The 14,960-nt window shown below is 49.4% G+C and carries 17 protein-coding genes; 7 read left to right on the plus strand and 10 right to left on the minus strand.

The features are described 5' to 3' along the window. Positions 1-59 precede the first annotated feature (59 nt). The 7 genes from MEALZ_RS19125 to MEALZ_RS19155 are packed head-to-tail and all read right to left on the minus strand — an operon-like array spanning position 60 to position 7,940. Entirely contained in the window at positions 60-1,367 is a 1,308-nt protein-coding gene (locus tag MEALZ_RS19125; protein ID WP_014150299.1) for a sensor histidine kinase, read from the minus strand. Further along, the gene (locus MEALZ_RS23100) at positions 1,364-3,193 is read right to left on the minus strand and encodes a DUF1295 domain-containing protein (RefSeq protein ID WP_014150300.1); all 1,830 of its coding nucleotides are present in this window, start codon (positions 3,191-3,193) and stop codon (positions 1,364-1,366) included. Before MEALZ_RS23100 ends, MEALZ_RS19125 begins: the two co-directional genes overlap by 4 nt. Further along, positions 3,186-3,731 carry a DUF2878 domain-containing protein gene (locus MEALZ_RS19135; protein WP_014150301.1) on the minus strand — a complete coding sequence of 182 codons (546 nt, stop codon included), beginning with the start codon at positions 3,729-3,731 and terminating at the stop codon, positions 3,186-3,188. The genes MEALZ_RS23100 and MEALZ_RS19135 overlap by 8 nt, the downstream gene beginning before the upstream one ends. After that, the gene (locus MEALZ_RS19140) at positions 3,718-4,983 is read right to left on the minus strand and encodes an SAM-dependent methyltransferase (RefSeq protein WP_014150302.1); all 1,266 of its coding nucleotides are present in this window, start codon (positions 4,981-4,983) and stop codon (positions 3,718-3,720) included. The genes MEALZ_RS19135 and MEALZ_RS19140 overlap by 14 nt, the downstream gene beginning before the upstream one ends. Before the next feature lie 25 nt (positions 4,984-5,008). Further along, entirely contained in the window at positions 5,009-5,767 is a 759-nt protein-coding gene (locus MEALZ_RS19145) for a DUF1365 domain-containing protein (protein WP_014150303.1), read from the minus strand. Beyond that, positions 5,764-7,005: an NAD(P)/FAD-dependent oxidoreductase gene (locus MEALZ_RS19150; protein WP_014150304.1), complete on the minus strand. Its 1,242-nt coding sequence runs from the start codon at positions 7,003-7,005 to the stop codon at positions 5,764-5,766. Before MEALZ_RS19150 ends, MEALZ_RS19145 begins: the two co-directional genes overlap by 4 nt. Continuing rightward, positions 7,002-7,940: an acyl-CoA desaturase gene (locus tag MEALZ_RS19155; protein WP_014150305.1), complete on the minus strand. Its 939-nt coding sequence runs from the start codon at positions 7,938-7,940 to the stop codon at positions 7,002-7,004. The genes MEALZ_RS19150 and MEALZ_RS19155 overlap by 4 nt, the downstream gene beginning before the upstream one ends. Before the next feature lie 160 nt (positions 7,941-8,100). Here MEALZ_RS19155 and MEALZ_RS19160 point away from each other — a divergent pair, with 160 nt between their 5' ends. From MEALZ_RS19160 to MEALZ_RS19175, 4 genes are all read left to right on the plus strand, one after another. After that, entirely contained in the window at positions 8,101-8,649 is a 549-nt protein-coding gene (locus MEALZ_RS19160) for a nuclear transport factor 2 family protein (RefSeq protein ID WP_014150306.1), read from the plus strand. Beyond that, positions 8,622-9,176, plus strand: a complete 555-nt coding sequence (locus MEALZ_RS20845; RefSeq protein WP_014150307.1) for a chalcone isomerase family protein — start codon at positions 8,622-8,624, stop codon at positions 9,174-9,176. The genes MEALZ_RS19160 and MEALZ_RS20845 overlap by 28 nt, the downstream gene beginning before the upstream one ends. A 190-nt stretch (positions 9,177-9,366) precedes the next feature. Further along, the gene (locus tag MEALZ_RS19170; RefSeq protein WP_014150308.1) at positions 9,367-9,651 is read left to right on the plus strand and encodes a BrnT family toxin; all 285 of its coding nucleotides are present in this window, start codon (positions 9,367-9,369) and stop codon (positions 9,649-9,651) included. Then, entirely contained in the window at positions 9,635-9,871 is a 237-nt protein-coding gene (locus MEALZ_RS19175) for a CopG family transcriptional regulator (RefSeq protein ID WP_014150309.1), read from the plus strand. The genes MEALZ_RS19170 and MEALZ_RS19175 overlap by 17 nt, the downstream gene beginning before the upstream one ends. Positions 9,872-10,153: 282 nt before the next feature. Here MEALZ_RS19175 and MEALZ_RS19180 read toward each other — a convergent pair whose 3' ends face one another. The 3 genes from MEALZ_RS19180 to MEALZ_RS19185 form a co-directional block, all read right to left on the minus strand. After that, a complete protein-coding gene (locus tag MEALZ_RS19180) occupies positions 10,154-11,191 on the minus strand; it encodes a porin (protein WP_014150310.1) in 1,038 nt (345 codons plus the stop codon). Further along, complete coding sequence (locus MEALZ_RS23205) at positions 11,154-11,615, minus strand: hypothetical protein (RefSeq protein WP_014150311.1); 462 nt, start codon at positions 11,613-11,615, stop codon at positions 11,154-11,156. The genes MEALZ_RS19180 and MEALZ_RS23205 overlap by 38 nt, the downstream gene beginning before the upstream one ends. 143 nt (positions 11,616-11,758) lie before the next feature. Continuing rightward, positions 11,759-12,859, minus strand: a complete 1,101-nt coding sequence (locus MEALZ_RS19185; protein ID WP_014150312.1) for a hypothetical protein — start codon at positions 12,857-12,859, stop codon at positions 11,759-11,761. Between the two features lie 151 nt (positions 12,860-13,010). Here MEALZ_RS19185 and MEALZ_RS19190 point away from each other — a divergent pair, with 151 nt between their 5' ends. The 3 genes from MEALZ_RS19190 (at position 13,011) to MEALZ_RS19200 (ending at position 14,905) form a co-directional block, all read left to right on the plus strand. Further along, positions 13,011-14,246, plus strand: coding sequence for a mechanosensitive ion channel family protein (locus tag MEALZ_RS19190; RefSeq protein WP_014150313.1), 1,236 nt, complete (start codon positions 13,011-13,013; stop codon positions 14,244-14,246). A 100-nt stretch (positions 14,247-14,346) separates the two neighbouring features. Continuing rightward, the gene (locus MEALZ_RS19195; RefSeq protein WP_046061710.1) at positions 14,347-14,577 is read left to right on the plus strand and encodes an AbrB/MazE/SpoVT family DNA-binding domain-containing protein; all 231 of its coding nucleotides are present in this window, start codon (positions 14,347-14,349) and stop codon (positions 14,575-14,577) included. After that, the gene (locus tag MEALZ_RS19200) at positions 14,567-14,905 is read left to right on the plus strand and encodes a type II toxin-antitoxin system PemK/MazF family toxin (protein WP_046061711.1); all 339 of its coding nucleotides are present in this window, start codon (positions 14,567-14,569) and stop codon (positions 14,903-14,905) included. Before MEALZ_RS19195 ends, MEALZ_RS19200 begins: the two co-directional genes overlap by 11 nt. Positions 14,906-14,960 lie beyond the last annotated feature (55 nt).

Here is a 14,960-nt window from a genome sequence, read left to right on the forward strand (position 1 = left end):
GCCATTGATCGTCGCTCGCCTCTATTAATCCGGCGACTCTTTGCAATCAGAAAAAACGTTTAATTTCTTTTTCCCCCGACCCGGCGCGCTTTCGGAAAAACCACCGATATAGCCGTGCCTTCGCCGGGTTTACTGCGAATTTTGAGTTTCCAGCCGAAACGATTGCAGAGCCGCTTGACTATCGTCAAACCTAAGCCGTGGCCGTTTTGACCGTCTTGAGCGCGATAAAAGGGTTCGAAAACCTGTTTGAGTTGTTTTTGCTCCATGCCGATGCCGGTATCCGCGATCGTGACGCGATTTTCGTCGATCGTAATGCAAACCGTGCCTGCCTGGGTATAGCTAAATGCGTTGCGCAGTAAATTGGTCAGTAAGATACTCAAGACTTTTTCAGCGGCCGGCACCGACAACAAACAATTTTGTTCGATTTCGACACTGATTTTATCGTTGGTGACCGCCCGGCCGACTTGCTCGATTAGATTGCTGAGCAGATCATTGATCAGCACGTCGTCTTCGGGCAGCGGTGAAGATTCCTCGCGGGCCAATAATAACAGCGTATCGATCAGGCCTTCCATGTCGCGTAGCGTACTTTCAATCGTTAGCAACGATCGTTGTTCGTTCGGTTGGTAATCCGAGCGCTTATGCAGCAAGGCCAACGAGCTTTTGATGACGGCCAGCGGCGTTCTGAGCTCGTGGCTGGCGTCGCGGGTGAAATTTCGTTCGCGTTCGATGAACAATTCCAAGCGCTCGGTAAAGTGGTCTAAAGCATCGACCAGCTTGGCGACATCGCTGTCGGTGGTTTGCCGTAACTCGCTCAAATCCAGTTCCGCGAGTCCTTGTTTTTTGAAATCGAAACTTTCGACGATATGCGCGAGTGAGATCACCGGCGAGATCGCGTCCCTCGATTGGCGATAAGACATCCAGGCGAACACGTAAATCAGAACCAACACTAAGCTCAGCGGCACGACACCGAAATAAAACGACAAGGCTGCGACTTGCTGTTCATCGAAGACTAAATACAGTCGCGAATCGTCATTATCCTCGATATACACGATCGGCTGCCGTCCCTCTATTAAAGCACGACCGAAGCCGGGCTGCAGCGGTCGTAATGCTCCTGGAACCTTAGAAAAATCGCCGTTGGAAGCCAGATAACCGCTCATATTGAGCGTATCGGGCGCGGGAAAATTTCGATTTTGCCGGTAGCGTTCCCAAAAATGACCGGCTTCGCCTTGTAAGGCTTCGCGGACCAGAACATCTTCGACGATTTTAGCGGCGGCAAATACACCCATCAGTGTCGCAATACTGATCATCAGAATCTGCAGTAAAAAAGCCTTAATCAGTTTATATTGCAGACCTTGCTTGCTCATCATTCACTCGGCCTGATAAAGCGATAGTGCGTAACCAACCATTCGTTCCCGCCCCGATAGCCGAACAGTTCGGCACAAGCCATAAAAAACAACCGCCAACGCTGCCGCCAAACGGCCGCTTGTTCATGCCCGTAGGTTTCCGCAAAAATCCGATCGATTTCGGACGGGTATCGGTCCATGTTGCTCAACCAAGCTTCGGACGTTTTTTGATAATGCTGGCCGGAAACGTCCCATTGGCATTCTATCCTGAGCCGGTCTTGAAAATGCAGTAGCGTGTCACGAGCCGGCATCAATCCGCCGGTGAAAAAATAGCGTCCCATCCAATTATCGTCGCCTTCGGTTTCGAACGGATAGGCCAAATAACGGTGACAAAAAATATGCACGAACAACTTGCCGCCGGGTTTCAACCAGCTGGCGATATTGCTCATCAGATGTCCGTAATTGCGCATATGTTCGAACATCTCCACCGAAACGACGCGATCGTACCGTTCAGTCAATGACAAGCGATTCACGTCGCAGGTGATTACATCGAGATTGCGTAAGCCTCTTAGCTCCGCCTGTTCGAGGATATATTCGCGTTGACTATTCGAGTTCGATACTGCCGTAATTGTACTGCCGGGATAATGTTCGGCCATCCATAATGTCAACGAACCCCATCCGCACCCCAGCTCGAGTATTTGCTGGCCGCCCGCCAATTCCGCTCGTTCGCAGGTCAGCTTTAGCATGCGTGTTTCGGCTTCATCGAGCGTTCGAGTCGTTTCGTCCCAATAGCAAGAAGAATACTTCAGATGCTTGCCGAGTGCATGGCGATAAAAAGCCGCAGGGACTTCGTAATGTTGGCGGTTTGCCGCATCGGTTTCTATCGCGATAGGGCTTTCTCTCAGCGTTTGTAATAACGACAGATAACGCAAGCTTTGCTTTTCGACATCATTGGCGCATTCGTCTTTAAGACGTTGCCTCAACAAATTTCGGATACCGATTCGCATCAATGAATCAGGAATTAAACCACGCTCAGCCAGTTCGATCGCATTCAACATAGAAAATCGATTTTGCAAAGGAGAAGTCGATTTTGGATGCCATGGCAAAAATTTGCTGGTGGTTTGTTGATAGCGCCGGTAATCATCGCCGCGAGAACGCAAGGCTTGTTGTTCGGTATAAGGAATACCGGTCAGAAAATACAAAAAGCAAAACATCACGACCGGTGCGAGCCATAGCCAGTATTGATATTCGCCGCCCCAACCCATCAACGGGTAAGCGAACCAGTGCAGCCATTCGAAAAAATAATTCGGATGCCGGGAATAACGCCACCAACCGGTTCGGCACGTCAGTCCGCGATTATCGGGATTTTTCCGAAATTCGGCCAATTGCCGGTCTGCCGTGGTTTCGCCCCATAAGGCCACACATGCCACCAGTAAAGCGAAAAACACCATAAGCGGATTGGGATCGCGGGTATGCGCGACCGCCCAAAACGGGAGGGACAACACCCAGATAAAACCGGCTTGCAATAAAAAAAACTGCAAAAACCCGCTATCGGCCTTATTCTGCATTGCTGCCCGCATTGCTTGGTAACGGCCGTCTTCCGGCTCTCCGAACACCCGTGCAGACAAATGACTTCCCAATCGTAAAAACCAGGCGAACGTCAGTAAGGCCAGACTGAGCTGTAAATATAGAGGGGCGGTTCCCGTCAACGCATACCAAGGCCCCGCCAACATCATTCCGAATGACCAAATCACATCAACGATACCGGCATTTTTGTGGTTTTGCTGCCACACCCAAGCCATTAACATCGCCACGGTACTTAGTACCGCGATTACGATTAAACTAAACATGTTTTGCCTCCAGTGAATGATCTTTTTGTCTGATTACACGCGCCATCCATAACAAAAGCGGTAGCGCCGCTGCCCAGCTCAAAGCCAGGCCGAAGATCCAAACTCCGGAGTTCTCAGTGATAGTGAGCGCACCGAGTCTTGCCGCCGCCCAATAAGAAAACGGACACGTAATGCCGCCGAGCAGTCCGGCCAACCAAAGACGCGATTGCAACCAGGCCAGCGAATGATTCAAGGTGAGCGCCAAGCCGATCCACAACAGCAAAATCCATAAAGGTGCATAATCGGTATCCGGCCAAGGAGAAGCATATTCGAGCCAACCGAACCTAACCCAGCTGCTATCCAAAATCATGCCAAGCACGACCGCAGCCGGCACCAAACGAAAATCGCCGGCGACATGAATCGCAGGGCGGGTATGCCAAAGCCCGAACAACACTAAAATAACCGGTGCCGGCCAATACTGGCTTGACGCCGCCGACAAGACCGCTGCAAACCACAAGCCTTGCATCCAAGCTATATTAATGAGGTTATTGCGATTCATGACGCGGCAGCCATTGTTCGCGGCGATTGCCGGGTTTGGCCAGCAGCAATTGCACGTTGGAAATCGATTTTTCCCAAAAGCCGCCTTCGCAATAACACAGATAAAACTCCCACATCCTGATGAATTGTTCGTCGTAGCCTTGCTCCCGAACCTTATCGAGCGAAGCCATGAAACGTTCCCGCCAAGCTTTTAATGTTAGCGCATAACTTTCGCCTTGATCTTCTAGATTGATCAAGCGCAAATCGGTGCTCCGCGACGCGCTCGCGATAATCGCGTTGACGCACGGAATGAAACTGCCAGGAAAAATATAGCGTTTGATAAAATCGACACTCTTCAGCGCCTGTTTATAGCGCTGATCTTCGATCGTTATCGCCTGAATCAAGGCCAGACCGTTCGGTTTTAATAAGTTCGCACACTGCTTGAGGTAAGTATCGAGATAATGATGCCCAACCGCTTCGATCATTTCTATCGACACCAGTTTGTCGTAATGGCCGCTGAGATCGCGATAATCCTCCATTAGTACCGTCACGCGATCGGCGACTCCTTCATCGTCGATGCGTTGTCGAGCGGCATCGAACTGTTCTTTCGAGATCGTCGTGGTCGTTATGCGGCACCCGTAATGCTTGGCGGCATAAGTCGCAAAGCCCCCCCAGCCGGTGCCGATTTCGAGGACATGGTCGCTTGGCTTTAAATCCAATTTTCGGCAAATACGCTCCAACTTGGCTGTCGAGGCTTCTTCGAGGCTTAGCTCCAAGTCGTGATAAGTTGCCGACGAATACATGCCATGTTTGTCTAAAAACAACGAGAACAAATCATTACCCAAGTCGTAATGCGCGGCGATATTTTTGCGCGAGCCATGCTTGGAGTTTCGGCGCGCGAAATGCCAGAATTTAAGTAAGGTGTTGGTCAAGGTTGCCAGCCCGCCTTCCATGCTGTCTAGCAGGTCTCTATTGCGCACCAAAATACGGATCACCGAAGTCAAATCGTCGGTTTGCCATAATTTGTCCATATAGGATTCGGCGGCGCCGATCGACCCGCCTAACGATATCTGCCGGTAAGAACTCATATCGAAGACTTCGATATCGGCGCTGAGGCCATCCTGACCGGGTCTACCGAGTACGACTTTGCCGAGCGGGTCGGTCACCGTTAATTGAGCATCTTGCAAATGACTGAGTTTATTCAGCAGCGCTTTGCGCAGCAGCAAATCGAATCTAGCCGGATTCTTGCTTAATTCGGCGGTTGCGGCATTCATTCTTATCTCCTTGATCTAATTCGGTTTATTTATCGGGATGCGAATAAAACGGAATGCCTTTCAGCCAAAGCCGGAAAGCATGCCAATAAATCCTTACAACGATGGCGCAAGTGATAATAGGATATTGCAACGGCACCGAGCGCATCGTGTTCGGGGACGGATCGAGCATGTCCAGTTTCAGGGTAGCATCGAAACAGCATTGCGCTAGGCGGTACAATTGCATGTGTATCGTCAACTTATCGCCGGATAAGGCGAAACGCCACCGGTAATCGATGTCCATCGGCATGAACGGCGAGACATGAAAAGCTTTGCCTAACTCGAAGGTCCATTTACCGTTTTGAGCCGTGCTTTGCCGAGTATCCAAGACATAACAAAACCGTTCGCCCCAGGGTGTATTGGTAATTTCGGCGAGAATGAAGCGGGGCTGATCCTCGCTGTCAGGAAAACAAAAATAAAAACTGACCGGATTGAATGCAAAACCTAAATATCGCAGATGCGTCAGCAAACAAATACGCCCTTCAAATATTTCACCGCTTTGTTGTTTAATTCGGGCTTTTACCGCGTCTCGCAAATCCGAATCCGTAGGCCCGAGATAGTCTTCGCGGTAATAGGCGACCAGATTAAAGCGTTGCTTCGACCAAAAACGACTTTTATCGACGACCTGATCTAATTCGTCGAGATCGAGCCACGTCATGAACAAGGGATAGCGGAAAGCATGCGGTTTCGGCAGGTGGCGCCGGTGGCGCACCCAACCTTTGGCGATGCGACTGTGCAGCGCGTTCATGACGGCGCGTTCAATTTATCGATCGCCAACTGCGCACTGGCCGCGCCGTCTTCATGAAATCCCCAACCCCAATAGGCGCCTGCATAAAACGTGCGGTTAAGGCCGTTAATTTCGGCATGCCTTTTTTGCGCGGCTAAGCTTTCCGCCGTGTACACCGGATGCCGATAATGCCGCTGCATCAAAATTTTTGACGGATCGATGCGGTCCGTGCAATTCAGCGACACCAGCAACGGCTCGGGCGCGTCTAGATTTTGCAGCAAATTCATATAATAAGTCACAGTGCAATTCGCTTGAGCCTCGGTAGGTTTCAACGCATTCCAACTCGCCCAGGCCTTCGGATGCCTCGGCATCAACCGCGCATCGGTATGCAGTACCGTATCGTTGTCCTGAAATGAGAACGCACCGAGTATTTCGTTCTCTTCCGGACTCGGATCGGACAAGAGCCGAAGCGTCTGATCGCCGTGACAAGCAATGACGACGTGGTCGAAACGCCGCTCGCCGCTCTCGTCGATGATAGTGACGCCGTCATAGTCCCGTGCGATCGAGCGAACCGGACTATTTAGCCGCAGTTCGCCGCCGAAGCGCTGCTTGAATGCTTCGACATAGGTCGACGAGCCGCCATTGACCGTGCGCCATAAAGGGCGGTCATCGATCTTCAGCATGCGGTGATTGTTCATGAATGCAACGAAATAGCGTGCCGGAAAGTTTTTCAGGCTTTCCGGCGGTCCCGACCATAAGGCGCAGGCCATCGGCAAAATATGGTCGTCGATGAAGGCTTCGCTGTAACGGTTTTCTTGCAAGTACTCGCCCAAGGTCAATGTATCGTCGCCGCTTTTCAATAAGGCCGGCGCTTCGCGGTAAAAGCGAAAAATATCCGCGATCATCCGATAAAAGCGTGGGCTGAACAGATTGCGGCGCTGACAGAATAACTTGTCGATCGTCGTAGCATTGTATTCGAGACCGGTTTTCGCATCGGCCACGCTAAAACTCATATCCGAAGGCTGCGAAGCAATCCCTAATTCGTTCAAGAAGCGGCAGAAATGAATGTAGTTGTGTTCGTTGAACACGATGAAGCCGGTATCGACTGCAAATTGGCGGTCGTGCAAGACGATATTATGCGTATCGGTATGACCGCCCAAATAGGTGTTGGCTTCGTAGATCGTAACCTCGTGTTGCTTGGCCAAGTAATGGGCCGCATAAATACCGGAGATGCCGCTCCCGACGATCGCTATTTTCATTCGCTGCTTCCTGCATCCAGGCGTTTAGAATTGAGGCGCGCAACCGGAACCGGCTGCAAGTCCCAGATCAAACCGCACCACGACATCAGTTTCAGCAAGTAATAACTAATATCGATCTCCCACCAATAAAAGCCTTGGCGAGCCGAGACCGGATAATGGTGATGATTGTTGTGCCAGCCTTCGCCGAGCGTGATCAGCGCCAGAAAACCGTTGTTGCGGCTGTCGTCGCCGGTTTGGTAACGTTGATTGCCCCAGACATGCGACAGCGAATTGATGGATAGCGTGCAGTGCAGTAATACTATCGTCGATACGAAATATCCCCAGACCAACATTTGCCAGCCTGTCGTGCCGAGCTCCGGAAAGCTCACCTCGAGCCATTTTCCAAGTCCCCATAGCGCAACCGCGTAGAGCAACGGTATTACGACGTCGAAGCGGTCTAGGAAGCGCAGTTCCGGAAATTTGATCAGATCGCGCACCCATTGTTCGCGGGTCGGAAAATGTTTCGAGCTCAAAAACCAGCCCATGTGGCTCCACCAAAAGCCTTTGCGTGGACTATGTATGTCGCGCTCGGTATCGGAATATCGGTGATGGCGTCGGTGATGCGAAGCCCACCAAATCGGGCCTCGTTGCGTCGCCGTTGCGCCAAGCATGCCGAAAAGAAACTGACATACGCGACTGGTTCGAAAAGCCTTGTGCGAGAAGTAGCGATGATAGAACGCAGTGATCGCGAACATACGAATGAAATAGGAAAAAAGTGCCACGATGATCACAATCGGGCTCCAGCCGACTACGAAAACCAACAGACACGCGACATGAACCAGGATAAATGGAAACACGCGCAGCCAGTCGACCTTTTCGCTTTCGGTATCTTTAATTTTGACTCGACTGCTGTCGAACCAACTGAAAAATTTGGTTAATGCGGCTTGTATAAACATTGTAGTCATCCCATAAAGCTTACTCTTTCATTTAAGAGCATAGGTTTTATTAGAATGCTAAGCGCGTGAAAAACATGTGAACGCTTGCATCCGATTTGTTCACACAATAGTGCATAGGGATCGGTAACACTCTACAGAAAATTGAATAACGGAGTGGACGATGAAACGAATGACATCATTATTCGGCATACTACTGGCGCTGACCGGCTGCAGCAGCATCGAACCGAATCCGATGCGCGAGTATTTAGCGATGGCTCCGGCCGAACAGAATGCCGGAAAACATCCTAAAATCAGGCATTTTGTCGAGTTATACGACAACTTGGAAGTGTTGCCGATAAAGACTAAGGTTGAAAATACCTATGCCGAGCAACTGTATTTTAACGATACGCTCGTAACCCTGCATGACCGGCAAGCCCTACAGAGTTATCTCGAACAAACCCAGAAAAACCTCGATTCGATCAGTATTGAAGTTATGTCGGTATTCGAACAAGGCGACGATGCGTTTGTGCGCTGGAACATGCGAACTCGGTTCACGCTGTTGGGTCGAAGCAAGGATGTCACGACGATAGGCTTTAGCCATTTGCGTTTCGACGATCATGGCAAAATCGTCCTGCATCAAGACTACTGGGACAGCACGCAAGGCTTTTTTCTACAGGTTCCGATTATCGGAGGAGTATTACAATGGATAAAAAACGGTTTACACGACTAGCGATCTTGTTAGGCTTAATGTCGTTCGGCAATGTATACGCCGAAGATTTATCGCCCCCGAGCATCAACAATCAGCAGGCCGAACTACCGCGTTGCAGTAAGGGTGAATTGAAAGCTTTCCGCTGGATTCATGTCGGTTATGCCGAACTTTATCTAAACAACTGCAAGAACCCGATCGATGTTTTCAACGATTCTCCGAAACAATTACGCTTTATTTACGAGCGCTCGATTCCGGCCAAGGCCTTCCGCGAGGCTTCCGAGGAATATCTAAAAGCGAACTTAGGCGATCGATATCAGGCTTGGCGTAGCGCTTTCGATCGATTCAATCGCCAATATAAGGACATTGATAAAGGCGATTTTTACGATTTAATTTATGATGCCGAAAACGGTTTGAGACTTTTTCTGAACAATGAACTGCTCGGAGCTCTAGAAGACCCCGAACAAGGGCTGGCTTATTTCAATATCTGGTTCGGCAAAGACCCGTTCTCGAATGCGCTGAAAGAGGCTTTACTGACGCCGGAAATGTAATATCTACAGCCACGCTTTTGTGTATGCCGAGCTTAAAAAAGCTCTATTTGCGTTAATCCAAATTCGTTAGTTTGTCTCGTTCCTAAGTTCCAGGAGCGCTTGGGAAAGAGACAACAGAGAAAAAATAAAAAATCCCTGTCCGCCGCGCACCAATATGGTTATTTAACCATATTGGTGATATCTTCTCTCCATGAGTGAAACTAGCTTTGAGTGGGATGAGATCAAAAATAAGGAAAACCAGCGCAAACATGGTGTTTCATTCTATGAAGCACAGTACGCATTTGTGGATAAGAGACGCGTCATTGCTGAAGACCTAAACCACAGCCAAGATGAAAAGCGTTATTATTGTTTTGGCTTAAACGAAGCAGGTACAGGCATACTCACTGTCAGGTTCACTTATCGGTCCGGTTTCATTCGTATTATTGGCGCAGGTTATTGGCGAAAAGGTAAGAAGATCTATGAGCAAAGTAATTAAGTACAGTGATGAGCCCATTGGTGATTTAAAGCTGGTAACAGACTTTCTTCCATCACCTGAAGAGCTTTCACTTAAAAAAGAGAACACAAAAGTCACAATTTCCCTCAGTTCCGAAAGCGTAGTCTATTTCAAGGAAGTGGCAAAAAAGCATCATCTGCAATATCAAACAATCATCAGGACATTACTTGATGAATATGTGGCCCATCAAAAGCGCCGCTAACAAAATTGCTCACTCCCAAACTCTTGTTTGGGAGTGTCTACCGTCAAGCTCCGCTTGGCGAACGATAAGCAGAGCTTAAAGGTAAGCATTCCCAAGTAGAACTTGGGAACGAAACAAGTTAATGAACCAAATCGCGGGTTAGATTAATGGCTGCGTTACTACATTCATGCCTGAAATCAAACAAAGCGATGGGTTTCCGCTTCGCTACTACCCATCCTACATCACTCCATTGCTCTGTCTCGCTCCTAAGTTCCAGCTTCGGTCCGAGACAACGGGCATGGGTTAAAACGACAAATCCCACTGCAACCAAAACCGCTGATCCGATTGGCGGATGCCATGCCCCGGTTCTTCCACGATCAAATGACTGACCTGAAAATTCACTTTATTGGCATGGCCATTGAAGAAATAGGTCATCACGCCACTGAATTCTTGTTGCCGGTCGTTATCGACGTCGACATTGGGATCGACAAAGGCATATCGTCCGGCAAACTCCAGATTTTTCGGAATGATCGCCAGTAGGTAATGCGGAAAATAGCCGGCTTGGATTAAGCCCCCCATGAGATTCGTTTCTCTCCCTCTGGCGCCTTGGGCTCTTAACGTATCGATAACTTCCTTCCAGTGCATTTCATGTTGAATCGATAAGCCTTGCCATTTAAAACGGACTTCTTCCATCATTTGATTGATGCGGTATTGTCCGTCTTCGCCTACGTTAAAGCCGGGCAGTGCTCGGCAGCTTCGGTTATCGGTTTCGAAGGCGGTGCATCGACTTTGATTGGTCGCCGCCGCGAACGCGAAATTGAGGGCCGGATTTTCATGAAATTCGAGATCGGATTGGGAAAACGGCATCTCTCCACCCAAGGCATTCCACTGCAAGCGGCCGGAATACATCATGTTGTTGTCGTCATTATTGCGCTCGCCGACGCCGAGTCCGGCATAGACGCCGGCATAATAACTGATATCGTGCCAGGTGCCGGGGAATAGATTGCCGAAGATCTGTACCCCTTGTTGCCGGTCTACTGTAAATATGTCGTTGACGATCGACCGGTTGACGAATTGCTGATTGCCGGAAGAGGTCACCCGTTCGTCGTTATACAAAACCTTGCCGCGGCCGAACCATAATTTGGCCCATTGATATTTGTCCACGGTCAAGTTCAAATCGCGTAAAACCGGTTGGGACCAGTCGTATTGCAGATAGTATTTCAACCATGGCCAATAGGCATGACCTCTGAGCTTGGTCCGCGCGCGGCGGATCATGAAGGTGCTTTGGTCGCGGTTCAAGGCATCATTCAAGCCGCCGATCGCTGTCGAAAGGATTGGCATAGCGGGCTTGTATCCGGTTTTGGATGGCCAAGGCGAATTTGCCGTCATCGGTCTTGAATTCAAAGCCGTTCTTGCCGTAACTGACGCCGGAGGGCAGGTTACTCTGGGTTTTAGGCTTCGGCTCATCGGACTTGGCCTCAGCTTCGGCTTGGGTAAGCGCAGTTTGATCGTCTTTTTTCGGTAGCCCATGCTCCGATTTACTAGCCGCGACGGGTTGCGCCGCTTCTAATTGTTCGAGCCGTTTCAGTTTTTCATCCAAGGCTTGCAGCTTAGCATCGAGACGTTTTTCGATTGCCAGCAATTCCTGCATATAGCGTTCCGGATCTTTGGGTTCAGCGGCGGCAACGACTCCGGACAAAAATAGCCCGAACAGCGCGCCCGGAAAAACGCGTGCAAAGGGCCTATAGCTAGATGGCATTTTCATGTATTGCACTGACTTCGCAAGAAAAAATGCGAATTATGACAAATTTGTGACAATCACATGAAAATAATGGTGATCCGATAGTGGAATTTCAAAAAATTATGGGGGTTTGACGAGGATGTCGGCAATTGGAACGAGAAGAACACTTATTTCGTACCGGCCTGCTTAACCAATAGCATACGCCCCAAACGGCGCAACCCGTCGGACGATATGTCTAATCCGAGCGGCGAGCCGATGGCTTCAAGCTCGTACAGCAAATCGGTTGCGGCGATAAACGTCAGAAAGCGCAAGCCCTCTGTACTGGGTACGTCTTTAGCTATCGTTCGCAGCACCGGCGCCACTCGATCCCATGAATCGTTGAAAAACATCCGGACCGGATCGCCGCCGCTCGTGTCGTTGCTCGTCAAACCCTTGTGGAAGGCCGATTTAGCCGCAAGTAAAGTCTCCAAAAGCGTATCGCGAACGTCCTCGGAAACCCTATCTTCCGCGGCTCGATCGATCGCTTGAAATAATGAAGCGTTCCAGCGTTGCCAGGCTACATTCCATTGTTGCATTTCGCTTTCGTTGAATACCGGCGCGGCCTGCTTGTTTGCTCTTGCATTCGCCTGCGGAACCTCAAAAGCGACTTTTAAGCCCAAACCGGTTTCGCCGGCCTTGACTTCGCTGAATCGTAACGAGCTCAATAAGGCTTGCACCGCCGCTTTATTTTCCGGAGTCGTGACGGGTACCAGCGTTTTTTCGATATCGCCGCGCACTTCTTGAAGGTCGAGTTTAACCGATGCCAATTTCGGTTCGGCAAAACGCTTAAGTAAATCCTGCAACTGATCGATTCTCAATGCTTGTCCGCCCGGGTCGTAAGCAACCGCCTTGTCGATCGGAAAGCGTAGAACAGTACCGCCGTTCTCCAGTACCGCGCGTTGAAAAGTTTCGAGCTTGCCTGTCCAATCCAACACGGTTAGGCACTCGCCGCCCATGAGGGTGCCGATGCGCGCATGTACGTCATTGACGATTCGAACGAGGCCTTGTTGCCCGTCGATTTTTGGGTTGGACATATCGAGTAAACTACAGCCGCTTTTATCCTTCCATAAATGGGCAGTCCGATTGGCGCCGGTGTAGAGCTGTTCAACCAGCACATTTCGAATCAAGCGGTAATCGATCGGTAGCGGTATGGTCTTCTGACTTGCGCTAAGGCTTCCCGAATAGACGATTAGGATTCCAAGATAAGCGCTTAGCAAAGTTTTTTTCATCGTATGACTCATATAATCGGTTATGCCCCATGCGGCTTAAGTAGGTTACCATTATTCCCAGTGATATCGTTTTAGTCCAATCATGACTTTCGACGTATTTGTTCAGTCAAATGCATTTAGCAGTTTAATGAATTTCTTTTAGGAGTGATCAGTGTTTGATACGGCTACACAATGGCTGCAAGACTTAAATCTGGAACCTAGCACCAAAGTGGCAATCGCTCTGGCGGCCATCGTTGTCATTGCAATATTAACCCACCTCATTTTGCATTATGTCTTTCTGCGTTTGGTTGAAAAACTGGCCTACCGCAGCAAATGGGTTTGGAAGCGCGCCTTATTCGAGCAAAATTTATTCAATCGCATTGCTTTCGTATTTCAGGCCATGTTGGTTCGCTGGCAAGCGCAGCTATGGCTGGCCCAGGAGTCATTGTTTTTATCCGGCATCGAATTAGCCGCTAAATTGTGGATCTTGTTTTATTTGCTCTTAAGCTTGTTTTCCTTGCTCGACACCTTGCTGTACTTGGCGCATCAATACCGCGTCGCACGGCATTGGCCTTTGCGCGGCGTCTTCCAAAGCATTAAGCTGATTGCATCCGGTTTTGCCTGTATCTTATTCGTTTCGATCATCACCGACAAATCGCCGGTGATTTTGCTCAGCAGTTTGGGCGCGATGACGGCGGTCTTGCTCTTGGTGTTCAAGGATTCGTTATTGGGCCTGGCTGCCGGCATTCAACTGTCGGCCAATAAAATGTTGAGCGTCGGCGATTGGCTGGAAATGCCCAAATACGGCGCCGACGGGGATGTGATCGATATCGGCCTAACCACCGTCAAGGTGCAGAATTGGGACCGTACAATTACCACGATCCCGACTTACGCCTTGATATCCGATTCGTTTAAAAACTGGCGCGGCATGCAAGAATCGGGCGGCCGACGCATCATGCGCAGTATTCGCATTGATGTCAGTAGCGTGGCGTTTTTATCCGAAGAAGATATCGTCCGTTTGCGCAAAACCAAACTACTGACCGACTATATCGAACGAAAACTAGCCGAAATCAACAAGGCCAATGCCGAGGAGCGTGCCGATTTATCTTGTCCTGCGAATGGCCGGCGGCTGACTAATTTAGGTACGTTCCGCGCCTATTTGAATGCCTATCTCAAGGCGCATCCCGGTATTCATCAAGCGATGATTTTGATGGTACGACAATTGGAACCCGATGCGCATGGCCTTCCGATTCAGATCTATGCGTTCAGCAATGATACGCGCTGGGTCAATTATGAAAGTATTCAAGCCGATATTTTCGACCATATATTAGCGGTCGTGCAGGAATTCGGCCTGCGCGTCCATCAAATGCCGAGCGGCCAGGATTTGCAAGCGTTGTTGAGAAACTAATGATTACATAGGGTTAATGAATAACCCCGTTTTCTATTCAAGATTTGCCAGTTAGGTAAATATGTCTTACAGTAAAGATGTTTTACATCGGGAGGTCGATATGTCTCAACTTGCAAAAATCAGCAGCAAAGGTCAAGTGACCATCCCCGCGGATGTCCGAAAAAAACTCCATCTTGAAGCTGGTGATACCATCGTTTGGGAAACTAGCGAAGATGGCCGCATCTGGGTGCGACGAATAAATCCTCTAGATGTAGAATATCTGAGCGCAGTGAGCGGCACTTTGTCCGAATGGAGTAGCGTCGAAGATGATGAGGCTTATCGTGACTTATAACCGTTTCGACATAGTCAAAGTTCCCTTCCCATTTACCGATCGTCAAGCTGTCAAACATAGACCCGCGTTAGTTTTATCCGACGAAGCCCAGTTTAATTCGCGTATTGGTCACATTGTTATGGCCATGATTACCAGTGCCAAACATTCGGATTGGCCGCTCGATACATCAATACAAGACTTGGATTCCGCAGGCTTAAAAGCCGCATCCAAAATTCGTCTAAAGCTATTTACTTTGGATGATCGCTTAATTCTATGTCGTCTCGGCAAACTAAGTCAGATCGATCAAGCGAATTTTGAGAGAAATCTACAAAGTTTGCTAGGCGTATGACTATAACAAAAGGATAAAAAAGCCGGTAAATACGCAGCCGCATTGCCGAATAAGA

Origin of the sequence: Methylotuvimicrobium alcaliphilum 20Z, assembly GCF_000968535.2 — a bacterium.
Classification (GTDB): Bacteria; Pseudomonadota; Gammaproteobacteria; order Methylococcales; family Methylomonadaceae; genus Methylotuvimicrobium; species Methylotuvimicrobium alcaliphilum.